Annotated in this window: 25 protein-coding genes and 2 pseudogenes; 18 read left to right on the top strand and 9 right to left on the bottom strand. The window is 68.6% G+C overall.

Translation table 11 applies throughout. The features are described 5' to 3' along the window. Positions 1 to 232: 232 nt before the first annotated feature. Positions 233 to 859 carry a DnaJ C-terminal domain-containing protein gene (locus tag HC028_RS15715; RefSeq protein WP_168078005.1) on the top strand — a complete coding sequence of 209 codons (627 nt, stop codon included), beginning with the start codon at positions 233 to 235 and terminating at the stop codon, positions 857 to 859. Positions 860 to 871: 12 nt separating this feature from the next. On the opposite strand, the gene HC028_RS15710 is transcribed toward HC028_RS15715, so the two are convergent. Both HC028_RS15710 and HC028_RS27635 read right to left on the bottom strand, forming a co-directional pair. Further along, complete coding sequence (locus tag HC028_RS15710) at positions 872 to 2,176, bottom strand: NAD(P)/FAD-dependent oxidoreductase (RefSeq protein ID WP_168078003.1); 1,305 nt, start codon at positions 2,174 to 2,176, stop codon at positions 872 to 874. 67 nt (positions 2,177 to 2,243) lie between these two features. Next, entirely contained in the window at positions 2,244 to 2,645 is a 402-nt protein-coding gene (locus HC028_RS27635; protein ID WP_239075644.1) for a GNAT family N-acetyltransferase, read from the bottom strand. A 302-nt stretch (positions 2,646 to 2,947) separates the two neighbouring features. On the opposite strand from HC028_RS27635, the gene HC028_RS15700 reads away from it, so the two are divergent. The 4 genes from HC028_RS15700 (at position 2,948) to HC028_RS15685 (ending at position 7,258) form a co-directional block, all read left to right on the top strand. Continuing rightward, positions 2,948 to 4,255, top strand: a complete 1,308-nt coding sequence (locus tag HC028_RS15700) for a hypothetical protein (protein ID WP_168077999.1) — start codon at positions 2,948 to 2,950, stop codon at positions 4,253 to 4,255. A gap of 155 nt (positions 4,256 to 4,410) precedes the next feature. Beyond that, the gene (locus tag HC028_RS15695) at positions 4,411 to 4,851 is read left to right on the top strand and encodes a hypothetical protein (RefSeq protein WP_168077997.1); all 441 of its coding nucleotides are present in this window, start codon (positions 4,411 to 4,413) and stop codon (positions 4,849 to 4,851) included. After that, entirely contained in the window at positions 4,848 to 6,140 is a 1,293-nt protein-coding gene (locus HC028_RS15690) for a hypothetical protein (protein ID WP_168077995.1), read from the top strand. Before HC028_RS15695 ends, HC028_RS15690 begins: the two co-directional genes overlap by 4 nt. Then, on the top strand, positions 6,137 to 7,258 hold the full coding sequence (locus tag HC028_RS15685; protein ID WP_168077993.1) for a S8 family serine peptidase: 1,122 nt from the start codon (positions 6,137 to 6,139) through the stop codon (positions 7,256 to 7,258). The genes HC028_RS15690 and HC028_RS15685 overlap by 4 nt, the downstream gene beginning before the upstream one ends. A 42-nt stretch (positions 7,259 to 7,300) precedes the next feature. Here HC028_RS15685 and HC028_RS27630 read toward each other — a convergent pair whose 3' ends face one another. Further along, positions 7,301 to 8,164: a glycoside hydrolase family 3 C-terminal domain-containing protein gene (locus HC028_RS27630; RefSeq protein ID WP_168077836.1), complete on the bottom strand. Its 864-nt coding sequence runs from the start codon at positions 8,162 to 8,164 to the stop codon at positions 7,301 to 7,303. Beyond that, on the bottom strand, positions 8,107 to 8,868 hold the full coding sequence (locus HC028_RS27625) for a glycoside hydrolase family 3 protein (protein WP_168077991.1): 762 nt from the start codon (positions 8,866 to 8,868) through the stop codon (positions 8,107 to 8,109). The genes HC028_RS27630 and HC028_RS27625 overlap by 58 nt, the downstream gene beginning before the upstream one ends. A 135-nt stretch (positions 8,869 to 9,003) precedes the next feature. Here HC028_RS27625 and HC028_RS15670 point away from each other — a divergent pair, with 135 nt between their 5' ends. Together HC028_RS15670 and HC028_RS15665 are read left to right on the top strand one after the other, a co-directional pair. After that, positions 9,004 to 9,216, top strand: coding sequence for a TNT domain-containing protein (locus tag HC028_RS15670; protein WP_239075643.1), 213 nt, complete (start codon positions 9,004 to 9,006; stop codon positions 9,214 to 9,216). After that, positions 9,216 to 9,470, top strand: a complete 255-nt coding sequence (locus HC028_RS15665) for a hypothetical protein (RefSeq protein WP_168077987.1) — start codon at positions 9,216 to 9,218, stop codon at positions 9,468 to 9,470. Before HC028_RS15670 ends, HC028_RS15665 begins: the two co-directional genes overlap by 1 nt. Positions 9,471 to 9,621: 151 nt before the next feature. Here HC028_RS15665 and HC028_RS15660 read toward each other — a convergent pair. Then, positions 9,622 to 10,270, bottom strand: a pseudogene (locus HC028_RS15660) (IS66 family transposase); the annotation flags it as partial. A 131-nt stretch (positions 10,271 to 10,401) separates the two neighbouring features. Here HC028_RS15660 and HC028_RS15655 point away from each other — a divergent pair. After that, complete coding sequence (locus HC028_RS15655) at positions 10,402 to 10,587, top strand: hypothetical protein (protein WP_168077983.1); 186 nt, start codon at positions 10,402 to 10,404, stop codon at positions 10,585 to 10,587. Between the two features lie 143 nt (positions 10,588 to 10,730). Here the strand turns inward: HC028_RS15655 and HC028_RS28720 are convergent. Both HC028_RS28720 and HC028_RS15650 read right to left on the bottom strand, forming a co-directional pair. Then, positions 10,731 to 10,898, bottom strand: a pseudogene (locus tag HC028_RS28720) (DUF6444 domain-containing protein); the annotation flags it as partial. Between the two features lie 281 nt (positions 10,899 to 11,179). After that, positions 11,180 to 12,493, bottom strand: coding sequence for an MFS transporter (locus HC028_RS15650; protein ID WP_168077981.1), 1,314 nt, complete (start codon positions 12,491 to 12,493; stop codon positions 11,180 to 11,182). Between the two features lie 231 nt (positions 12,494 to 12,724). On the opposite strand from HC028_RS15650, the gene HC028_RS15645 reads away from it, so the two are divergent. The 9 genes from HC028_RS15645 to HC028_RS27085 all read left to right on the top strand — a co-directional run bounded on the left by HC028_RS15645 (position 12,725) and on the right by HC028_RS27085 (position 20,300). After that, positions 12,725 to 13,384 (top strand): TetR/AcrR family transcriptional regulator, encoded by a 660-nt coding sequence (locus HC028_RS15645; protein ID WP_168077979.1) that lies wholly within the window; start codon positions 12,725 to 12,727, stop codon positions 13,382 to 13,384. A gap of 138 nt (positions 13,385 to 13,522) precedes the next feature. Further along, positions 13,523 to 14,332 carry a methyltransferase domain-containing protein gene (locus tag HC028_RS15640; protein ID WP_168077977.1) on the top strand — a complete coding sequence of 270 codons (810 nt, stop codon included), beginning with the start codon at positions 13,523 to 13,525 and terminating at the stop codon, positions 14,330 to 14,332. Between the two features lie 363 nt (positions 14,333 to 14,695). After that, positions 14,696 to 16,009 carry a sensor histidine kinase gene (locus HC028_RS15635; RefSeq protein WP_168077975.1) on the top strand — a complete coding sequence of 438 codons (1,314 nt, stop codon included), beginning with the start codon at positions 14,696 to 14,698 and terminating at the stop codon, positions 16,007 to 16,009. Further along, positions 16,006 to 16,479: a roadblock/LC7 domain-containing protein gene (locus HC028_RS15630; RefSeq protein ID WP_239075642.1), complete on the top strand. Its 474-nt coding sequence runs from the start codon at positions 16,006 to 16,008 to the stop codon at positions 16,477 to 16,479. Before HC028_RS15635 ends, HC028_RS15630 begins: the two co-directional genes overlap by 4 nt. Before the next feature lie 27 nt (positions 16,480 to 16,506). Beyond that, positions 16,507 to 16,851: a DUF742 domain-containing protein gene (locus tag HC028_RS15625; protein WP_168077973.1), complete on the top strand. Its 345-nt coding sequence runs from the start codon at positions 16,507 to 16,509 to the stop codon at positions 16,849 to 16,851. Between the two features lie 22 nt (positions 16,852 to 16,873). Next, positions 16,874 to 17,497, top strand: a complete 624-nt coding sequence (locus HC028_RS15620; RefSeq protein ID WP_203981497.1) for a GTP-binding protein — start codon at positions 16,874 to 16,876, stop codon at positions 17,495 to 17,497. A gap of 25 nt (positions 17,498 to 17,522) precedes the next feature. Next, a complete protein-coding gene (locus tag HC028_RS15615; protein WP_168077971.1) occupies positions 17,523 to 18,758 on the top strand; it encodes a styrene monooxygenase/indole monooxygenase family protein in 1,236 nt (411 codons plus the stop codon). 90 nt (positions 18,759 to 18,848) lie between these two features. Continuing rightward, positions 18,849 to 19,889 (top strand): SDR family oxidoreductase, encoded by a 1,041-nt coding sequence (locus HC028_RS15610; protein ID WP_168078152.1) that lies wholly within the window; start codon positions 18,849 to 18,851, stop codon positions 19,887 to 19,889. A gap of 42 nt (positions 19,890 to 19,931) precedes the next feature. Beyond that, positions 19,932 to 20,300 (top strand): hypothetical protein, encoded by a 369-nt coding sequence (locus HC028_RS27085; RefSeq protein WP_203981494.1) that lies wholly within the window; start codon positions 19,932 to 19,934, stop codon positions 20,298 to 20,300. 72 nt (positions 20,301 to 20,372) lie between these two features. Here HC028_RS27085 and HC028_RS15600 read toward each other — a convergent pair whose 3' ends face one another. Both HC028_RS15600 and HC028_RS15595 read right to left on the bottom strand, forming a co-directional pair. After that, on the bottom strand, positions 20,373 to 21,749 hold the full coding sequence (locus tag HC028_RS15600; protein ID WP_168077969.1) for a M14 family zinc carboxypeptidase: 1,377 nt from the start codon (positions 21,747 to 21,749) through the stop codon (positions 20,373 to 20,375). Between the two features lie 216 nt (positions 21,750 to 21,965). Then, on the bottom strand, positions 21,966 to 22,364 hold the full coding sequence (locus tag HC028_RS15595) for a ChaB family protein (protein WP_168077967.1): 399 nt from the start codon (positions 22,362 to 22,364) through the stop codon (positions 21,966 to 21,968). A gap of 154 nt (positions 22,365 to 22,518) precedes the next feature. Between HC028_RS15595 and HC028_RS15590 the strand changes: the two genes are divergently transcribed. Then, entirely contained in the window at positions 22,519 to 22,668 is a 150-nt protein-coding gene (locus tag HC028_RS15590; RefSeq protein WP_168077965.1) for a hypothetical protein, read from the top strand. Positions 22,669 to 22,693 lie beyond the last annotated feature (25 nt).

Raw genomic sequence — 22,693 nt, 5'->3', positions numbered from 1 at the left:
GAAATTAGGTCCGCAACCCAGTCGCTCCCCTAGTCCACCGCACCCGCACCGTCCGGTGGTCACCTGGGCTTCGCCTGCTCGGCAACGGGGATTCGCAGCGTCAGAACCCCGGCGTCGTAGCTGGCCGCCAGGTGGTCGGTGTCGAGCCGGCATCCGGCGCAGCATCGAGTTGGAGCGGGAGTTGGCCGAGCTACCCGCCGAAATCACGCGCCTGGGTGGGTAGGTGCACCCGATGGCCCCGATCTGGGACTTCTACGAGGCGCTCAACGACTTGTTCGGCGCCGGTCACCGACGCGGCTTCGAAGGGATCCGCGAGCCGACTCCGGACATCGAGGCGGAGTTCGAAGTCACCCTCGGTGAGGCGTACACCGGGGGCCGGTGCCGGATCTTCGTCGACACCCCGATGGGTACCCGCGGCTACGACATAACCATCCCGCCCGGAGTGACCGACGGGCAGCGCCTGCGCCTGGCCGGCTGCGGCCTGCCCGGACCGCGCCGCCCGGCCACTGATCTGTACCTGGTGGTGCGCCTTGCGCCGGATGCCCGCTACCGGGTCGACGGGCGGGACGTGACCGTCGGCCTCCCGGTCGCGCCGTGGGAAGCGGCTCTGGGCGCCACCGCATGGGTCGACGCCCCGGACGGCAGGGTCCGGATCGAGGTGCCCGCCAGGTCGTCGAGCGGGCACCGGATCCGGCTGCCCGGACACGGCCTGCCAAACCCGCGGGGAGCGCCGGGCGACCTGTACGCCGAGATCGAGGTCGTGGTGCCCCAGCACCTGACCACGGCCGAGCGCGACCTGTTCGCCCAGCTGTCCCGGCGATCCAGGTTCGACCCGCGGGCGCTGCCGGACAACGACTGACGCCCCGATCGATCAGGTGCGCGCGGCCACTCGCTGCGGCGGAGTCGTCTCCAGCGGCAGCGCGGGCGCCCGGACCAGCCCGAGCTGTACGGTCTGCCGGGGCAGCAGAGCGTTGAGCAACCAGTCTGTGGCGGTACGCGTACGGTTTCCCGGCAGTGCCAGCAAGTGGTATCCGCGGGTCACCGTCTTCGCCGGCAGCCCGGACAGCGGCACGTGGAGCGGGTTCGCCACCGCGTCCCGGCCACCGAGGTCAACGACGAACCCGAGCTCACGGTGCCGGTACGACCGACGGAAGCCCTGACCGTACGACGCGGCGATGTTGCGCGCTACCAGCTTGCCCTGGCGTTGGGCGTGCTGAGCCGTCATCGGCGTGATGTCACCGGGCTGGGCCGGATCTGGTACGGCGGCGGCGTCGCCGCAGGCGTACACGTCTGGGTGCCCCGGCACGTTGAGGTACTCGTTGACCACGAGCCGACCTCGGATCGTCGGCAGGCCGAGCGATTCGACCAGCGGATCCGGGCGTACTCCGACACACCAGATGAGCGAGCGGGTGGCGACGAAGCTGCCGTCGGTGAGCCGTACCCCCTCGTGGGTCGCCTCCTGCACCGAGACTCCCATGCGGACGTCGACCCCGCGCTCGCGCAGCACGCTGTCGGCCGCGCTGGACAGGCGCTCGTCCAGCTCGGGCAGTACCCGCGACGCGATGTCCAGCAACAGCCACCGCGGCCGCCGGTCCCACAGTTCGGGGTGGCGCCCGTACAGATCTTCGGTGTACAGGACACCCTGTGCGGCAACCTCCGTACCGGTGTAGCCGGCGCCGACCACGACGAAGGTGCTCCGCGCCTCGGCCTCCTCCGGATCGCTGGTGGTGTCGGCCATCTCGATCTGGCGGGTGACGTGATCTCGCAGGTACAGCGCCTCCGGCAGATCCCGGAAGCCGTGGGCGTGTTCGGGCACCCCGGGGATCGGCAACAGTTTGTTGACGCTGCCCGCAGCCAGGACGAGCCGGTGGTAGCCCAACTGCGCGTACCCGCCCTCGGGGTTCACCCACTTCACTTGCCGGCCCGCCAGATCGATGTCCTCGACCTCGCCGAGGATCAGGCGTACGTCGGGCAGTGTGTCCGGCACCGACACCGTCACCCGGCGCGGTTCGAGCAGGCCGACGGCGACCTCAGGCAGCAGCGGCACGTACAGGAAGTAGTCGGTCGGGTTGATGACCATGATGTCGGCTCTGCCGCGCGCGATGCGCGACAGGGTACGGGCGGCGTGGTACCCAGCGAATCCGGCGCCGACGATGAGAATCCTGGGCCTGGCCAAGGCATACCCCCTCCACCGGCCGTCCCACCGCGCGCTACCCCGGCCTGTCGGCGACAAACCCGACGCCTCAGGCGAGCCTCTTTTCGAACCAGTGATCGGCGTACGGGTTGTCGGAGTAGGGCGGGATCTCGACGTAGCCGTGGCTGGCGTACAGGCGCCGGGCCTCGACAAGATCGTGGCGGGTGTCCAGACGCGTACGGGTCGCGCCCAAGGCGTGGGCAGCGTCCTCCGCGGCGGCGAGCAGGTCGGCGCCGAGACCGAGCCCGCGCACCTCCGGCCGGACGTACATGCGCTTGATCTCGGCGATGTCCGGCACAAGAAGCCGCAGGCCGACGCAGCCCACGGGACGGCCGGCCACCCGCGCGAGCAGGAACAGCCCGTTCGGCGGTACGAGATCGTGGTTGGGGTCCGAACCCATCGCGTCGTTGACCTCGCCGCTGCTGGCGGGGCGATTGAGGTAACGCCCCACTATTTCGGTGAAGTAGAGACGAAGGACTGACAGCGCATCGTCCGATTGGACAGTCGTGCTTCCAATGCTCCATTCAGGACCGCGATATGACGATGGGTGCACGGAGAACTCCGCTCTACTACTTTCCCCTATGAACAATTCGGGCATACAGGTGTATCGAATTCAGCTACCACAAAACCGAAGTAGATCTCCAAAGAGGTATCGAATACGGGCAAGAACGGCATATTGACAGAGGTACCTGCAACGCAGCTCCGCGGTTATGCTCCGGCCGACCCCCACCTCTAGATCTTTAGGATTTTGCTGTGTTGCGCACCTCTCATTCTTGGGCCACGCGCCTCGGCGTTGTCGGCGCGGTCGCGCTGGCCATGGCCGCGCTGCCGGCAGCGGGCGCCAACGCGGCCGATACTCCAACCGTCGCCGCCCAGAAGCCGGGCATCACCGCGACGGACGGAGTCCACCTGGTCGCGCTCGAGCCGACGGGGGACCTCGGCTCCGTGCTGGCGGACGAGACCCGCTACGTCCCGATGTCGTTCACGAACACAGGGACCAGCACCGTGAACGGTGCCACGTTGACGTTCACGTTCGACCCGGACCTGCAGCCCGCTGAGTACGTGGGATGCACCTACACCACGTCGACATCGCACCTGACAGTCGCGACGTGCCAGTTCAACGAGCAGTTGGCGCCCGACACGGAGTGGCGGTTCATCACCGACGACGGGACCGAGGCCGGGATCGACGGGTACGAGGTCCACTTCGAAGCCGACGCGTACGGCCCCAAGGTCGTCAACTTCTCGGTGACGGCCAATGACGGCGCGGGCGCCATGTCAGCCAAGAGCTCGAACGGCAAGAAGCGCTTCAAGCTCAAGGCCGTTGAGCAGCAGCGTGTCGCGAAGGCTCGGGCGACCGCCCAGGCCGACAGCTTCACCGACGGCCTCTACGAGGTGGCCAACTCCTACGACCTCGAGGCGATCGGCGCGAAGGCGAGCGGCAAGGTTGGCGACGTCGTAAAGATCACCATCGGCGAGAAGAACAACGGCCCCGCATCGCTCGACTGGTACCGCGCAGGAAGCGAGCCCGGGGCCCGCTTCCAGTTCGTCGTGCCGCAGGGCGTGCAGGTCGTCAAGGCGCCGAACAACTGCGAATCCGTGATCGAGGAAGGGTCCCAGCAGCGCGTCGAACGCGGCGCCGCCGGCGGCACGTTCTACCGCTGCTGGACGATTGACCGCCTCGCCGCCGGCGAGACCGTCAGTGCCTCCTTCGAACTGAAGCTCACACAGGCGGTTTCCAACGCGTCCGGCACGGTGTCGTTCGACGACCCCTACGCCAACCCGGAAATCCCCCGCCCCGCGGACACGAACCCCGACAATGACAAGGCTGCCGTTGTCATCACCGCGGTTGCCGAGGCGGCGAACCCGGGGACCGGCGGAGGAAACCCGGCGACCGGCGGAACGGGTGGCGGTAGCGGTGTCACCTTGCCCATCACCGGATCGCAGGCCGGACTCGCCGGTGGTGTGGGGCTCGCCCTGCTCGCCGCGGGTGCCGGGCTCTACCTGGTGGCGACGCGCCGCCGGGCGGTCGTGGTCACCGGCGACGACAAGGCGAGCGACTGACACCGGATGTAATCGCATGACAGTGGTCCGCGGCGAACGTTCGCCGCGGACCACTGTCGTTGTTGCGTACGCTGGGCACCACCGTAGCCGTGGGTAATTCGGTACCCTGACGCATGGATCAGGTCTGATGGCGTACACGGGGAGGTGCGGCAGGCATGCGTCCTGATGACGATTCGCCGGCATGGTTGCGCGACTACAAGGCGATCAATGTCGACATCGACGGTTTGCACAGCTTCGCCGGTGCGATCGAGGACGAGGTCGAGGGCAACTTCCGGCCGCACACCACCCGGCTGTTCAGCACCTATTCCGGCGGCGTGCCGTTCGGCCCGGACAACCCCAGCGGCGAGGTACACGCCGCCAAGCTGAAGTACCACGACTGCCTGACCAGTGCTACCGAGGCGATGACCGCGTACATCAACGCGTCGAAGGTTCTCGTCGCCGCCATCAAGGAGGCGGCAGCCAAATACGCCGACTCCGACGCCCTGGCACACGCCAGCGCTCAGGACGTCGAACGGATTCTCGGACAGGCGATCCTCAACGCGCAGACGGCGGCGCAGCCGCAGCCGAGTCCCCGAGGGGCGGTGCGGGCCGAGTGACCACCTCCAACGACGGACAGTACGGCGGCTGGTGCACCAACTGGGCGGCCTACGACGTACCGACGCTGTGGAAGATGCTGCAGAACGAGGACCCACTGAAGACGAGCGAGCACATCGCGGCCTGGCGGATGACCTACGAACTGCTGACCACCCACATGGCTGAGCTGCAGCGCTGCCGGGACGAGCTGGCCGCGAAGTGGTCGGCCGCGAGCAGCCCGGCCGCTGCGGCGTTCCTGAACTATGTCGACAACATGTTGGCATCGATGAAGGCCACGGGCGATGCCGCCGTTTCCACCTACGACGGGCTCTCCGGTATCAACGGTGCGCTGATCAGGGCGAAGGCCGAGATCGGCAAGCTGCACGAGCAGTGGCAGAAGTACCAGCACGAGGAAGACACCTCGCTGAGCATCTTTGGCTGGCAGCCGTTTGCGGATACCCCCGACAACTGGAAAGAGCAGTTGAAGGTGCAGGCCGCGCGGCAGATGTCCGAGGCCGACGTCGCCGTGTTCCAGAGCAGCGCGAAGCTCACGCCGCCGGAGGTGTACGACCCGGGAGTCCAGAAGACAGATTCCACAGAGTTCCAGCCGGACAGCTCAACCTCCAGTGGCGGAACTTCTGCCTACAGCGGTGGTAGCTGGGCACAGACTCCGTTCATCCCGGCTCCGGTCGCCGTGCCGCCACCCGCGCCGTCCGCACCCGTCGCCCCTACGCCTACCCCGCCGGGCTCTGTACTCACTGGCGGCGTTGCCGCACCGACCGCACCTGCACCAGGTGCGACACCCCCGCCGATCACTCCTACGCCGCCGCTTTCCGGCCCCGCGTTGCCGCCCACTGGTCTGATCAGCCCGCGACCGGGGCTACTTCCTGGTGAAGCGCCGATTAGCCGAGCGTCGACCGGATCCGCTCCTCGGCAAGGAGCCCCCGGACGCGGTGCGATCGGCGTTGGTGGCGAACCGACTGGCCTTCACGGGCGCGCTGCGCTGGCACCGGGTGGCGTGATCGGCGGCGAGCCGGCTGCATCACACCCCGCAGCAACGCCCATGCGCAGAGTTAACCCCGTAGGCGGAGTGATCGGCGAACACCCGGCCGGAGCGGTGGCCACATCGGGTAGGCAGCCCGCCGGGGTGGCAGGTCAGCGCGGCGCTAGTCGTCGACACGACGAATCCGACCAGCACTTCGACCCAGACAATCCGTGGGCGACCGAGGAGGGCGTACCGGGAGTGCTCACGCCACAAGCGGCACCGACATCACATGAGGCCGGACCGGGCGTTATCGGTATCGACCGGTGACCGTTCGTCGTCGCGCCGTCCTCGCACTCGCCGCGACGGTCGGTGTACTGCTGCCCAGCACCCCCGCCTACGCGGATAACGTTCGCGACGCGCAATGGCAACTGGGATTTTTGAACGTTGCCGAGGCGCAGCGTCTCGGCAACGAAGGCTCGGGCGTCACCGTGGCGGTTATCGATTCCGGTATAGACGCAGCACACCCAGACCTCACCGGCGTTGTCTCACCCGGCGCTGATTTCGCCACGCCTGGCGGTGGCGACGGCCGCGTAGACGCCAACGGCCATGGCACCGGCATGGCGGGCCTTATAGCTGGACACGGCCACGGAAACGCCGCCGGCGCACTGGGAATCGCCCCGAAAGCACAAATCGTTCCCGTCCGGATCCAGGCCATCGCACCGTCTTTCGGTGACGAGGAAAACCAAGGAATCATCTGGGCTGCGCAGCACGGTGTAAAGGTGATATGCATTGCCGTCGGTAAGACGGCGGACGATGTAAGGATGCGGAGGGCGGTGGAGCAGGCCCAAGCCGCCGACGTAGTCGTCGTAGCTGCAGCCGGCAATCGCCCGCGCGACACCAAAGTCATCTATCCCGCAGCGTATCCAGGTGTCATCGCTGCCGTCGGGGTAGACCAGCAAGGCAACCACTCCGACGTCTCCGTTACCGGCCCCGAGGTCAGCCTCGCCGCTCCCGCAGCTGACGTTGTCACGACAGCGCCGAACAACAAGTACTCCAAAGGCAGCGGCAGCAGTAATGCCACCGCGATCGTCGCTGGCGTGGCTACGCTGGTACGCGCCAAGTACCCGAACCTGACCGCCCCCGAGGTCATCCACCGGCTCACCGCCACCGCGACCGACAAGGGCGCACCCGGCCGGGACAACGAATACGGCTTCGGCATCGTCAACCCGGTGGCGGCGCTGACGGCGGACGTACCGCCGCTGACGCCGAGCGCCGCGCCGAGCAGCGCGACCGGTGTCGCTCCAGTCGCGACGCCGCCGGTGGTCGCGCAGCCGAGCAGGCCCAACCGGACCCCGCTGGTCATCGCGCTCATCGTCGCCGGCCTGCTGGTGGTCGCGGGAACCGCCACCGCCATCACGATCGTCGTCAGACGGAACAACAACTGATCGTGGGCCGGCCGCGTCAACACCGCCGGCCCACGCTCGGAACTACACCTCGATGGTGGTCGCGACCCGGCGGTCGGCGATGCTGTGCGCGGCCTCGACGATGTACCCACCGGGAACCGTCCGCCAGCCGCCGTCCCAGATCTGTACGGTCCGCTGCGGCAGCGGAATCCGGACGGCCACCGCCTCCCCAGGGGAGGCTGAAGCGACCGCGAAGCCGGCAAGCCAGCGCGCGGGCCGCGAAGGATCCGGCGACTCCGGCGCCACATACACCTGCACGATCTCACGCCCGGCACGCTCCCCCGTGTTCCGCACGGTGACCACCGCAGCACCGAGACTGTCAGCCTCAGGTTCGACGACGACCGACTCGTACTCCCACGTGGTGTAGCCCAGCCCGTGCCCGGACGGGAACAGCGGCTCCACACCGGCCCGCTGCCACGCCCGGTACCCGATGAAGATGCCCTCGTCGTACCGGAGGACGCCGTCAACCGGGGTCGTCGACAGCACCGGGCAGTCCTCGGCCCGGCGCGGCCAGGTCGTGGGCAGCCGACAGCCCGGTTCGGCGGCACCGAGTAGCACGTCGGCGAGCGCCGCGCCGGCCTCCTGCCCGGGGAACCAGGTGAGAAGGATGGCGGCCACGTCAGAAGCCCACGGCATCAGTACGGGAGAGCCGGTGTTGACGACGACCACGGTACGGGGGTTCGCGGCGGCGACGCGGGCGACCAGCTCGTCCTGCCGCGCGGGCAGTGCCAGGCTGTCCCGGTCGAAGCCCTCCGACTCGACCTCCAGCGTCGTGGCAACCACGACGACCGCTACGTCCGCCGATGCTGCGGCCTCGACCGCCTGCTCGATCAGCTCGTCGGCTGTGGGACCAGGCTGGGCATGCCCAAGCGTGAAGGCCAGGAACATCGACGGGTCGTCCAGCGGCGAGAGCCGCTTGACCAGCGAGACCTCGACCGGGCGACCGGCGGCCAGACCGACCGATACCCGCTGCTCCGGGGCGAGGGTGACGGGCTGTTCATGCCTGGCATCGCGACATCCAGGCCGCCGAGGACCGCCGCTACGGTCGACCGGGCGGCGAACCAGTCCGAGACGATGACGCCGTCGAAGCCCCACTCCCCCTTGAGCACGCCGTTCTGCAGCGGCCCGTTCTCGGTCATCGTGGTGCTGTTGACGCTGTTGTAGGCCGCCATCACGGCCCACGCGCCGGCCCGCTTCACGTTCGTCTCGAACGGCGCGAGGTAGACCTCACGCAGTGCCCGCTCGTCGACGCGCGCGTCGACGGTGAACCGCTCGGTCTCCGAATCGTTCGCGACGAAGTGCTTGACCGTGGCGCCGACGCCCTGGTCCTGCACGCCGGTCACGTACGCGGCGCCGATCTCCGCGGTCAGCAGCGGGTCTTCGGAGTACGTCTCGAAGTGCCGGCCGCCAAGCGGGCTGCGCTGCATGGTGACGGTCGGCGCCAGCAGCAGGTGTACGCCCTTGCGTCTGGCCTCCTGGCCGAGCAGCTGCCCGGCGGTGCGGGCAAGCGTGGTGTCCCAGGTCGCGGCGAGCGCGGTCGGGCTCGGAAGCGCGATCGACGGGTTGCCGGCGGTCCAGGCGGTACCTCGCACCCCGACCGGCCGTAGCTATTCATCTGGTGAGGGAACTGTTTGGCCTCCGAACAACGGGTACACGGCGATCCTGGGGTTACGGTCCTGGAGCCTGGGACGCTCGTTGACCGGTTTGGGTATGAGGGTGGGCGGTTCGTGTCTCCCAACGGGACGCCGATCGGCGGCCGAGCGTTGGCTCCAGGCACCACGGACAAGCCGTACACCGTCTATGAGGTGACGAACCGGCTCGTTGTCCAGCATGGGCCTGCGGAGCCGTGGTTCGGCGAGGATGGCATGGGAACCCAGTACTACCTTCCAGTGTCGGTGCGGGAGCTGCTCGATGCCGGCTACCTGAGGCGGGTGAGCTGATGAACACGTCGGAACTGCCGGCGTTGCTGCGCTCCATGGGCGTGCCCGCGGACGCGTACAGCATCGGGTCGGACAGCAACGAGACCTATTGCCTGATACCCGAGGTGGGGCGCTGGCACGTGTACTACAGCGAGCGTGGGAACCGTAACGAGGAGCGTGTCTTCGCCGACGAGGCAGCAGCGTGCCAGGAGCTGCTTAACAGGCTGCTGCGCGACGACATGGTCCGGTCGCGGGTCCAACGAGACGGACGGTGATGCGGTACCGCTGCGGGTCAGGCCGACCCTGCCTGGGGTATCGATGGTAGCCATGGGCCGGTGGTGAACAGCTGGACGAGTACGCCGAGGGGGTCCAAGCCGTGTTTGGCGGCGGTGGACAGGTAGGACCAGATGACGGCGAAGTCGGCGAGGCCGTCCAGGGTGCGCCAGCAGCCGCCGCTGCGCTGTTTGACCTTCGCCCCGCGGATGTCGCGTTCGGCCTGGTTGTTGGTGAACGGCACGGCCAGGTCGTGCACGAACCGCAGGATCATGTCCTTGTGCCGGTCGAACCGGTCGGCCAGGCTCAGCGCCCGCTGCTGCAACGGGGTTGTTCCGGTCTGGTTGTCGGCGCGGATCTGGGCGATCGCGCCGGCGTAGGCGGCGTGCAGGAACGCCAACCTCTGTTCGGCCAGCCCGGTGGCGCCGGCGGCGCGGGCGGTCTTGGTGTCGTGCAGGGCCAGGGTCAGCGTGGTCGCCATCGCCTGCGCGCCCTGCTGGGTGGTCGGGTCGGTGTCGTAGATGGCCTTGAGGTCGCGCAGCAGGTGCGCCCCGCACCAGGCGTGGGCGGCATCGACCAGGTGTGCGTAGCCGGCGTAGCCGGCGCGGACCAGCACCCCGGTGTAGCCGTCCAGGACGCCGCCGGCGCTGATGTCGGCCTGGCTGCGGCCGCCGGTGTGCAGCGCGGTCAGCGTCTCGGTGCAGGCCACGTGCAGGTACGTCCAGTCCCCGTCGACGCGGGCGGGGGTCTCGTCGGTGTGCAGCAGCCCGGCTCGGCGCAGCAGCGCCCGTACCCGGGCCATGAACGGCTCCAGCAGCGCCGCGGCGCGGCGGCGGGCGGCGGGCGGCGACCAGGAACCCGGTCGAGGCGTCCACCCCAGCCAGCTGGCACAGTAGCTCGCCGGCCCGGCCGTAGGGCAGGTGATGGCCGATCGTGGCCAGCACTACCCGAGCGTGTACGCCCGGCCCCCACTGCACCCGCCCCGACGCCCAGACCTGCGCGGTCCCGGTGGTGACGGTGGCGCAGGCCGGGCAGCGCTTGGCCACCACCTGGTACTCGGTCACCCGTGGTGGCGGAGGCACCACCACATCGACCACCTGCCGCCTCTTCACCCCGTAAGGCTCCGTATCCGCAAGGGACGCACCGCAGCGGCAGCGGTCCGGGGCGCAGACCACTACCTCGTCAGGGTCGGCGACCTGCCGGCGGGTGACCCCTGGATCGCCGGGCTGTTTGCCCGGCCGACGCCCCGACCTGCCGCGCATCGCCGAGGTCTTCGCTCGCGGCGCGGCGAACGGCCCGTCCGACGACGGCGGACGCGACGAGTTCGACGAATCCTGACCCAGACGCCGCTTCAGCTCCGCGTTCTCGGCCCGCAGCGCACCGTTCTCCACCCGCAGCCGCTCGACCTCGGCCTGAAGATCCGCAAACATGCCCAGCAAGTCTTCGTACGACGGCTGCGGCTGGGGCTCGCGCGGCATACCCCCATCCTCGCAGCCCTACGAGATCAACCACCGGGCGCAACGCATGACCCCAGGTGAACAGCTACGACCGGCCCGTCGGACATCACGATCGACGCGAGCCCGATCGACGGCACTGCCGGCAACGACCAGGTGTCCTGCCCGGACAGCAGGCTGACCTTCGTCTCCAGGTCGAGCGCGGCGAGCGCCCTCTCGACGGCCTGCTCCTGGACATCGAGAGGGCGCTCGCCGCGCTATCGGACTCCCTTGATCCGGGTGACCAGGATGGCAGCGAGGATGAGACTGACCGCCGCGATCGTAAACAGCAGCGTATAGCCGCCCATCAACAGAACGGCAGGGGCGATCGCGGGCGCGAGCGACTGCGGCAGCGCGTTAGCGATGTTGATGACGCCGAGGTCCTTCCCGACCGTGTCGGGGTCGGGCAGGACCTGGGTGATCAGTGCCAGGTCGACCGCGAGGAACAGGCCGTTGCCGAGGCCGAAGACGACCTCCGCGACCACCAGCGCGGCGAACGTCGGCGCCGTGGCGATCAGGAACAGCCCGATGCCGATCAGTACCGCGGCACCGATGACGAACGGCTTACGGCGTCCCATCCGGTCGGAGAGCCAGCCGCCGGGGCCGGCTATGGCCACGGTGCACACCGAAGAGATCATGATCAGCGTGGCGGCCTGCCCGGCTACCTGGTGAGGGCTGGTCCCGAGCCGGTCTGGCAGGAAGTACACCAGGTAGGCCTGCGGGATGGCGGTGCCGAACAGGGCCAGGAACCGGGTCATCCAGGCCCACCCGAAGTTGGGGTGCTTCTTGGGGTTGACCCAGAAGCTGCCGAAGAACTCGCGGACCGAGAACGGCGCCGGGCGACGGGTGAGCTGGCGGTCCGGCAGGCGGAAGCAGAACAGGCCGACCGCCAGGATCGCGATGGCGGCCGGGATCAGGAACTGGAGTGCCGGCCGGCCGACGAAGGCCGAGGCGACGAACGCGCCGAGCATGAGCGAGCCCTGGATGGTGAGCCCGAACAGGCCGGAGACCCGGCCGCGGTGCGCAACGGAGAACTGATCCGGGATGGTCGCGGTCAGCGCGGCCAGCAGGGCGTTGAATGCCAGCTGGGCGATGGCCCAACCGATCATGATCGCCGGGATCGACGGCACGGTCGCGATGATCGCCAGGCCGACGAAGCCACCGAGCGCCCCGCCGATCATCCAGGGCCGGCGCCGGCCGTACCGGGACATGGTCCGGTCGGACAAACGGCCGATCAGGGGGTTGGCGACCGTGGCCAGGAACGCGCCGACGCCGAGGATCAACCCGAGGTTGCGCTCCTTGTTGGCCGGGTCGATCTCCTGGACGCGCAGCGCCAGGGTGACCACCACGGGGGTGAGCAGCGCGAGCCAGGTGGCGAAGCTGGCCAGCGTGAACCGGCCTACCAGACCGAGCGGCATGCGCGCGGGAGCGGTCTGGCGGCCTGCGGGAGTGAGGGGGATGCCCGCGTCATGCGCGGGCGTGCGCGGTGCGGGGGGAACGGTCTCCGCAGCCGTCGTGGACCTTTGTGACACAGCCGACCTCCTTGTCGACCAGCGCCGGCCCTCAGCGTGGGGTCAGCCACGTTCGGCGCTTGCCGACTTCGAGGGGTGCGGCCCGGGGAACAGCGCGAGCGCGCGCCGCCTACCGAGTAGTAGGTAGGTAACGTTACCTTTTCGTTATCTAGATCCCCAACTAGGCTTCCAGCAACGGCCGATCAAGATTGGCCACTCAGATCACCGGTCAAGATCCGCTAGGGAGTCGCGATGACGCAGCCGGACCCATCCCGCGCGGATCAGGCTGAAGCAGAACGACGCCGAGTAGACCAACGCCGGGTCGGCCGGTCACGCAATCGCCGCGACGAGATCCTCCGAGTCGCGTTCGACCTGTTCGCCGAGCGTGGATACCGGGGCACGTCGCTGGCCGCCGTCGCCGACCGGGCCGGCCTGACCCAGCAGGGGCTGCTGCACTACTTCCCGAACAAGGAGGCGCTACTCGTCGAGGTGCTCCAACTCTCCGACGAGCTGGACATCAGGCGTCCGCTCGCCAAGTCCACGAACGCCGTGCCCTCCTATGCCCGCCCCTTGGACCAGCTTGCGGAGCTCGTCGCGTACAACTCCACACGGCCAAGCGTCATCCGATCACTCACCGTGCTTGCCACGGAAAGCCTGACCGACGACCATCCGGCCCGCTCCTTCTTCGTCGAGCGGTACGCCGACCTCCGCCGGGGCGCCGAGGCGGCGCTGCGCACCGAACTCCCAGGTCGACTGCCGGGCGGAGTGACGGCGGAGCAGGCATCAGTTCTCCTCATCGCCGTCATCGAGGGGCTGCAACTGCAGTGGCTGCTACGCCCCGATGAGATTGACATGGCCCGCCTGTTCACGGCCTTCCTCCAGTTAATTCGAGAAATGGGCGAAACAGAGTAGCGGCGCCACCGAGAGCGCCACCGGCACCGCTACGACCTGCGAAAATGCCATCGGCATTCCATATATTAGGACGTATATCTCAAATAACAGGACCGGCTGCTACCGTTCGATCATCACGAAGCACGGACGGAGAGCACGATGTCCACAAAGGAAGTCGTATACACGCACGGGCACCACGAGTCCGTTCTGCGCTCCCACCGGTGGCGCACCGTCGAGAACTCGGCGGCGTACCTCCTGCCGCACCTGCGAGCCGGCATGTCAGTGCTCGACGTCGGCTGCGGCCCCGGCACCATCACGGCCGACCTGGCGGCGCGGGTCGCGCCAGGGACCGCGACCGCAGTCGAGGTCACCGAGGACGCGCTGGCACTCGCGCGGGCCGAGGCCGCAGAGCGACAGCAGTCGAACATCGAGTTCGTGGCCTCCGACATCCATGCCCTCGACTTCCCGGACGACACCTTCGACGTGGTCCACGCCCACCAGGTCCTGCAGCACGTCGCCGACCCGGTGGAGGCCCTGCGCGAGATGCGACGGGTATGCAAGCCCGGCGGGATCGTCGCCGCGCGCGACAGCGACTACTCGGCGTTCGCCTGGTACCCGGCCCTCCCGGAATTGGACGAGTGGATGGACCTGTACCAGCGGGTGAGCCGAGCCAACGGCGGAGAGCCTGACGCCGGCCGGCGGATACTGGCATGGGCGCACGCGGCCGGGCTCAACGACGTCACCGCAACGTCCTCGACCTGGTGCTTCGCCACCCCGGAGGACCGGGCCTGGTGGGGCGGGCTGTGGGCGGACCGGATCCTGCAGTCCGACATGGCGCGGCACGCCCTCGACTCGGGAGCGGCCACCGAAGACGACCTGCGCCGGATCTCCGAAGGCTGGCGGGCATGGACGGCCGCTGCGGACGGCTGGATGTCCCTCCTGCACGGCGAGATCCTCTGCCGGTCCTGACCGAAGGACCGATATTCAAACTCCATATCGGACAGGCAGGGCCCGACGTGTTTCCACGTCGGGCCCTTTTGGACCTTCAGCGGGTCCGTCGCCGTCCATTGAGGCGAACCCCGAACGAATCTGTATAGCAAAAGCGCTAACCGTAGTCGATGCGATGCGGCGCGTCGCAGGTTATGGGAAAGCACACACCGCACCGCCGAACCGCTCATTCGTGATGAGCTGGGAAAACAGTCGGAACATCGACAGAGCGACATTGCCATCGTCGGCGGGTAATGGTTGACTGCTGGATCGTGTCAGACCACGTGATCGGGCGCAGGTCCGGAAGATTATGAAACAACCCGTTATTTCCCGCGAGGTCCCGCGATGAGGCGTCGACTAACGTGGCGTCAGCGGATGGCCCGGCGGCTGGACCCGACCATCGATGACACACCCCCACGCCGCGTCATCGAAGCGGAGCCGGCAGCACAGCCATCCCCACCGGTGCGCGAGGACCCGACCCAGGCCATCTGGCCCGCGATCTGCGAACAGTTCGCGCTGCGGATCCTCGCCTCCGCGTACCAGATGGGCATCTACCTCGAAGACGCCGAGGCGGACGAGCAGGACGCCGACAAGCTGGAGAAGCTGTACCGGATCGACCACGCCAACACGCGCATCCGCCGGCAGGCGGAGAACCTGCAGGTGCTGCTCGGCCGCAAGGTCGACGACGCCGACCGGCAGGTCACATCCCTGCTGGACGTCATCCGGGCAGCGAGCTCCGCGATCGAGTACTACCCGCGGGTCCAGATCGGACAGATCGTGAACCTCTCGGTCGTCGAGTTCGCTGCGGACGACGTCATCCGGGTCCTGACCGAGCTGTTGGACAACTCGACCCGCTTCTCCCCACCGACGTCGCCGGTGATCGTGTCGGCGTACATCACCGAAACCGGCAACGTGCTGATGCGCATCGAGGATGCCGGCGTCGGCATCAAACCCGACCACCTACCAGCTCTCAACGCCATGCTGGCCGGCGCAGTACCGCCAGCGCTCGACGGTAACCCCGCCTCGCATCTCGGTCTGGTCGTCGTTTCCCGCCTGGCCGTCGCCAATCAGATGCGGGTGCACCTCACGAACCGGCAGTCGGGCGGCACGACCACGCACGTACTGATCCCTGATGCGCTGCTCTGCGAGGTCGCGCCGCGCAACCGGATGGGGGCCGGTCCCGCACCACTCGCCGCGCCGACCCGGTCGGCGCGGCCGCCCCAGTGGCCACCCCACCGGACTACCGACCCGACGAGCACCTACCAAGGGAGCGCGCAGGTACCGGGGGCACATCTCATGCTCATCAACGGGGAACCGGGCGCCGACGGTGGCCGCCCCTCGCGGCGGGAGTCGAGCAGCAGCAACGGTCTGCCCCGGCGGGTGCGCGAGAGCCTGCGCGATGCGTCCTCGGCAACCGGCGCTCCCGCAGTGCACAGCGCCTCGACGAACGGCTCCGGTGCACCACACCATGACGCGCCGTACCAAGACACGCCACACCAGTCTGCCGCACCGCAACAGCGCACCTCTCCGGAGAGCGCAGCCGACCGTCTCATGTGGCCGGATGAGACGGCGGACTTCGCAGCCGGCATCAGCGACGCGCAGTGGTCGCCCGGCATCGGGTCGCCCAGCAACGACGACTCTGAAGGAAACCAGCGATGATGCCTCACAACAACGGGGCGCCCGCACAACCGCCCGCACAACCGCCCGCCCGGAGCCCGCAGGACTGCGCGTGGCTCATCCGGCAGTTCGCCGACGAGGTGCCCGGCGTCACCCACGCGCTGATCGTCTCACTGGACGGCCTGCAGCTCGCCGCCTCCCGCATGGTGCCGCGCGACCTGGGTGACCAGTTGGCGGCGCTCACCGCTGGGCTACTCAGCATGGCCGACCGCAGCGCCGCCCTGCTCGACCTGGGCCCCTCGGAGTACATGACGATTCGGCTGCCCCGCGGGCACCTGCTGTTCATGCGGGTGGGCGAGTCGGCGGGCCTGGCGGTCGCCGCGGCGATCGGGTGCGACCTACGGGTCGTCGCTTACCACATGACGCAGTTCGTCAGCGCCGTCGGGCACGTACTGACCCCGCAGGTGCGCACCGATCTGCACCGGATGACCGCCAGCCAGCTACCCCGCTGAGCACGGCAGAGCAAAGGGAGCGAACACGTGGCCTCCACGCACTGGAAGGTGCGCCCCTACGTTCTGACCGGGGGGCGCACCCGCACACGCCAACATCTGCTGATCCACACGCTGGTGTCGGTGCCGTACTACGACGCGTTCTTCGCGGCGGGCCTGCTCCCCGAGGCGCGCACGCTGTACGAGAACGCGCGTGAAACCAAGTCCGTCGCCGAGCTCTCGGCGTGCTCCGGCATGTCGCTCGGCGTGACCCGGGTGGTCGTGGACGACCTCGCCGCCACTGACCGGCTGGTGATCCACGCCGATGCCTACAGTTCCCCGTTCGATTTCCGCCTTCTGGAGCGACTCCGTGATGGCCTCCGCCAGCTCGCCTGACAGCGCGATGTCGACCAACAGCATGTCGACCGGTAACAGCATGTCGACCGGCAGCATGTTGACCTCGGCGAAGATCGTCATCGCTGGCGGTTTCGGGGTCGGCAAGACGACCTGCGTCGGGTCCATCTCGGAGATCGCGCCGATCAACACCGAGGCGTGGATGACAGCGGCCAGCGAGCCGGTGGACCGGCTGGACCCGGGCATCGACAAAACGACGACCACCGTCGCGATGGACTTCGGTCGCTTGACGATCGGCTCCGATCTGGTGTTGTACCTGTTCGGCACGCCGGGTCAGGCACGGTTCTGGCAGATGTGGGACGACCTCTGCCGGGGCGCGGTCGGCGCGCTCGTCCTCGCCGACACCCGCCACCTCGAATCGTCGTTCGCCGCCGTGAACTACTTCGAGCAGGACAGCGACCTGCCGTTCGTGGTCGCCCTCAACCTGTTCGACGGGGTGCTGACGCACGACCTCGAAGAGGTACGCGAAGCGCTCGCACTGTCCCCCAACGTTCCGCTGATCACGTGCGATGCGCGCGACTCGTCCTCGGTCGCGCGGGCGCTGATGACGGTCGTGGAACACACGATGAAGCGCGCAGCCGGCTCAACGACGGGCGGCTCGCCCCCGGGCGTCCTCACCGCCCGTTAGTAAGAACCACCCCCAGGAGGTACCAATGCGGAGAATTCTTATCGTCGGCGCCGGTCAGTCCGGGTTACAACTCGCGCTGAGCCTGCTCGCCGAGGGGTACGACGTGACCGTCATGTCGGCGCGCACCCCCGATGAGATCCGCCGCGGCTGGGTGACGAGCACCCAGATGATGTTCGACAACGCGCTGCAGACCGAGCGGGCGTACGGGCTGAACCTGTGGGAGAACGACTCCCCGAAGGTCGAGGGGCTGCAGGTTTCGCTGTCGGCTCCGCCCGGTGAGCGGGCCCTGCGCATCCCGTGCGACCTCGACGCGTACGCGCAGAGCACCGACCAGCGGGTCAAGATGGCCGCCTGGCTGGAACTGTTCGAGCAGCGCGGCGGCACGATCCACTACCAGGGGGTGACCACCTCCGACCTGGACGGACTGGCCGCGCTGGGCCGCTACGACCTCACCATCGTCGCCGCCGGCAAGGGAGACCTGGTCAGCGCGTTCGACCGGGACCCGTCGCGGTCGGTGTACACCGCGCCGCAGCGCGGCCTCGCCGTCTCGTACGTGCACGGCATGACGCCCGACCCGCTGTACCCGGTGCCGCACGTCAGCTTCAACGCCGTGCCCGGCCTCGGCGAGCTGTTCGTGATGCCCAGCTACACGCTGAGCGGGCCGTGCGACATCCTCTTCTGGGAGACGATCCCGGGCGGCCCCCTCGACCGGTTCGCCGACCGCCTGGACCCGACTGAACAGCTGAAGATCACCCTCGAGCTGGCGCGCCAGTACACGCCGTGGATCTACGAGCGGTGCCTCAACGTGGAGCTGACCGACGGGCGGGCTACGCTGTCGGGCCGGTACACGCCGACCGTGCGCCGCCCGGTCGCCGAGCTTCCGTCCGGTGGCCTCGTCCTGGGCCTGGCCGACGTCGTGGTCGCCAACGACCCGATCACCGGCCAGGGCAGCAACACCGCTGCCAAGTGCGCGGCGTCGTACCTCAAGTCCATCCTGGCGCACGGCGACCAGCCGTTCGACCGGGCGTGGATGGAGCAGACGTTCGAGCTGTTCTGGGAGGGTACCGGCCGCGCGGTGACCGACTGGACCAACGCCATGCTGCTGCCGCTTCCCGAGCACGTGCAGCAGATTCTGGGCGCCGCCTCGGCCAACCCGACCATCGCCCGCCGCTTCGGCAACGGCTTCTCCGACCCGAACGACTTCCAGCACTGGTTCATGTACCCCGACAAGGCCGCCGCCTACCTGGCATCGTTGGCCTGACGCCGATGGCTTGAGCTGCGTGTGCGCCGGGGGCAGCGACCGCTGCCCCCGGCGCGGATTACCTGCGAGGTGTCCGGGTAGCTGATCGTGATGCAGGTCGGGGATGCCACCGTGGTCATCACCGGCGCCTCCAGTGGGATCGGTCGCGCCACCGCGCTGGCCTTCGCCGACGCCGGCGCGAACCTCGTACTCACCGCCCGGGCCAAAAATCCGCTGCGCGCCGCCGAGAAGGAGTGCGCCGACCGGGGCGCACAGGCGCTGTCGGTACCCGCGGACGTCAGCTCCGAGGCCGCCGTACGGGAGGTCAGAGACCGAGCCGTCGACGCGTTCGGCCGCATCGACGTGTGGGTCAACGCCGCCGTGGTGGGCGCCTTCGGCCCGTTTCTGGTCGTGCCGCTCGCCGACGTCCGGCGGATCGTCGACGTCAACGTCATGGGGTACGTCTACGGCAGCCGGGCCGCGCTGGAGCAGATGCGGCGGCAGGGGTCCGGGGTGCTGGTCAACATCTCGTCGGTCACCGCGTTCGCCCCGACGCCGTACAACCACGCGTACGTCATGTCGAAGGCCGCGAACCGCGCCCTGAGCGCCACCCTGCGCCAGGAGCTACGCCTCGACGGCGCCCGCGACGTACATGTCTGCACCGTCCTGCCTGCCGCGATCGACACACCGTTCTGGCGCCACGCCGGCAACTACTCCGGGCGCAAGATCGTACCGATGCCGCCGGTGTACCCGCCGGAGCTGGTCGCGGACACCATCGTGAACCTGGTCCGGGCGCCGCGCCCGGAAATGATCGTCGGCGGCGCCGGCCGGGTCTTGCGGGTGCCAGCCACGCTCACCCCCGGCCTGGTAGAGCGCCTGCTCGCCCACTACATCGACCGTACGAACTTCGCCCGCGAACCCGCGCCCGAGCACGACGGCAACCTGTTCCATCCGTGGCCGGGCACCGAGGCCGTCGACGGCGGGTGGCACGGCCGGCGCCTTACCGCCGTGCGGGGGGCCGCGGCGGCGACGGCGGGGGCGCTCGTCGCCACCGGCGCGATCGCCCGCCAACTCTTCGCCGGCCGCCGCGCCCACAAGAGCCGTGCGAGGGCCCGGGCCCGGAGCGGGTTTGCTCGCGTGGGGACGGGGTAGCTGACCTGGTTCACATGGCGGCAACGAAGACAGGATTTTGTGGTGACCCAGGAGAGGGACCCCCGGGCGGAGGAGAACCAGGAGCGGGAGCGCCGGCGGCACGGAATACCCGAGGAGCCCAAGGTCACCCCGGCGACGACGGCCGACATGGAGGTCGAACCCGCACCCAACACCGCCCTGGCGGAGGCCCTGGCAACGTCCGACATCATCACCGAGGACGACGGATCCGGTCTGGGTGGCGGCTCGTCGGGGAGCAGCAGCGGCGGCTCCGGGTTCGAGGGGCACCCGGACTGGAAGGACCCGGACGTGGCACCGAAGCCGAAGGAGCTACCCGATCCCGACGGGAGAGACGAACCCGACGAGGCACCCCAGCCGGTATGGACACAGCAGCCGGGGAAAGGGCCACGCTGAACCTTCACCTGGCCGGCGCCGCGCCCCTGGCCGGCGCCGCGCCCCCCTCGCGGCGCCAGCCAGGGGCGGCGGTTACGGTTGGTAAGGCGCTTTCGCCTTGCCTGCGACGTACATGAGCGCCGGTAGGTTCTTGGCGAAGTCGGTGCTGGTGCACGAGTACGCCGGGGTGAAGCTGCCGCAGCTCGCGACCTCGATGGTGAAGCTCGCGATGCCGAGCTCGCCGTAGGACCAGTCGTCGCTGGTGCCGGAGGCGTTGTAGAGGATCTCGCCGGGCTGCCCGTACCGGTACCCGTTGTACTGGCTCATCTGCGCGGCCATCACCCGCAGCGCCGCATCGTTGGCGGAGTGCTTGGTGCTCCAGCCCCACGGGAACAGATTCATGCCGGCGTACGAGTGGATACTGATCATCGCGCCGCGGGTGGTGGCCGGCGCGGCGTCGCTGTCGTTGGGGCCGCGCTGGTCGGCGTACAGCTGGCGGAAGAGCCGCTCGATCGCTCTGGTCTCCGGTTCGCTGTCCGGTCCGGCGCCGGGGTAGGTCTGGGAGCACTGGCTGCTGCTGACGCCGGAGGTACCCCAGCGGGTGCTGGTGTTGCGGTTGAGGTCCACGCCGGGCTGGCTGGTGCTGGTGGGCGGGTTGGCGCAGCCGATCCCGTTGAGGTTCTTGCGTTGCAGGTACGGCCGGTTGCCGCCTTGCTGGACGAGGTCGACACCGTCGGGGTTGACGATCGGCACCACCCACACCTCAGTGCTGTCCAGCAGCGCGGTCACCTGTGCGTTCGCGCCGTAGCCGTTCGCGAGATGGTCGATGAACCGCCACGAGATGTCGCCGGTGACGATCTCCCGGGCATGGATCTGGGTCATCAGCAGGAATCTGGGCTTGCGCGCGCTGGGGGTCAGCGCGCAGTCGCCGCTCTGCTTGCGGGTCAGGCAGAGCGCCTTCAGGTCGTAGCCGGTCGCCGGGTCGCGGGTCTTGAGGTACGAGTCGCCGTAGTCCACGACCGTGGCGAGGTTCGGACGGTCGGCGGCGACCTTGTCGAGGTGGGCGTACTGGGCGCGGACGGTGTGGTATCCGCCGTAATAGGTCTCGTCGATGGGCGCCGCGGCCGGCGCGGCGGCCGGCGTGGCGGCGTCGGGCACCAGGCGGGTGGACGGCGGCTGCCAACCCGTGGGCTTGAGCCTTTCGGCAATCGCGGGAGCGAAGCCGGCCGCCTTCAGCTTGGTGGCGGTGGCGTCGTCACCGAGTACGAACAGGCTTGTGCCACTGCGGTTTTCGAGTACGTCGAAGCCCTCGTTGACCAGACGCTGTGCCGCCGAATCCGTGGCGGCCGAAACCCGGTAGATGTAGAGCTGGTTCGATTCCGCGGTGGCTTTGGACACTTGCGGCCCCGCGACAAGGGTGACGGCCGCACCAGCCGCCACCAGGGTTGCCAGGAAGTGACGCCGACGCATCAAGCACCTCCGGTACGCGATGACCGTCCCCGGGGAATTGACGTCGTCGACCATTATTTGATCGACGGTTACCAATTAGACGGTTCCCTGAGGACAGCACGTACCAGCAAAGGTGTAAAGCCGCGAGCTACCTTCGCGTCGGGATGTGAGGGTGAGCAAAGGGTCCGGTCACGCGCCCCCGTTCACGAAGAATCATGAAGAACCAGCTGCGGGCCGCTATGAACACGCCTTGCGCGTCGCACCACGGTTGGCCTTCTTGATCGCATCCACCAGTTCGTCCTTGGCCATGGTGGACCTGCCGCGGATGTCCAGCTTGCGGGCCACCTCCATGAGGTGCGTCTTCGTCGCGTTCACGTCGACGCCCTCCGCGGTCTTACCCCCCGAAGCGGGACGCTTCTTGGCCGCCTGCGAGTCGCTCGGTCCCTTGTGCGCCTTGGGCTCCCAGTGGTCACCCACCTTCTCGAACGAGTGCTTGAGTGACGCGTACGCGGTGCGGTGGCTACGCTCCCCCTCGCCGTACTCCTTGACAGCGGCATCGTGGGTCTTGGCCCATGTTTCCTGGGCCTTCTTCGACGAGCGCTTCAGCGTGCTGGGCATTTCCTTACGCGCGGGCATCAAACACCTCCGATTCCAGAAGATCGAAATCATTGGTACCCGAAGCCGCGTCAGGCAAACGGCGCCAGCCCGTTAGGGCGCACGGGCGCGGGGAAATACAGCTATTGACACGAACAAAGTCACGGAACGACCGGAATCAACGGAGGCGACAGACGTGACGGACGTTCGGCAACGGGACGTCGCGCCCCCACCCCGGCGCGGGCGAATCGGCCACCGCGAACCTGCTGGCCGGTCCCCGGTAGCGGTGTTCGACCGGATCCGCGACGCGGTACGCGACTGGAACCGCTCCGACGGCAACCACTGAGGACACCAGGAACCGTGGAGCCGGG

Origin of the sequence: Planosporangium flavigriseum (assembly GCF_011947225.1) — a bacterium.
In the GTDB taxonomy this organism is placed as follows: domain Bacteria; phylum Actinomycetota; class Actinomycetes; order Mycobacteriales; family Micromonosporaceae; genus Planosporangium; species Planosporangium flavigriseum.
This window is presented reverse-complemented; position numbering and strand designations above follow the sequence as displayed.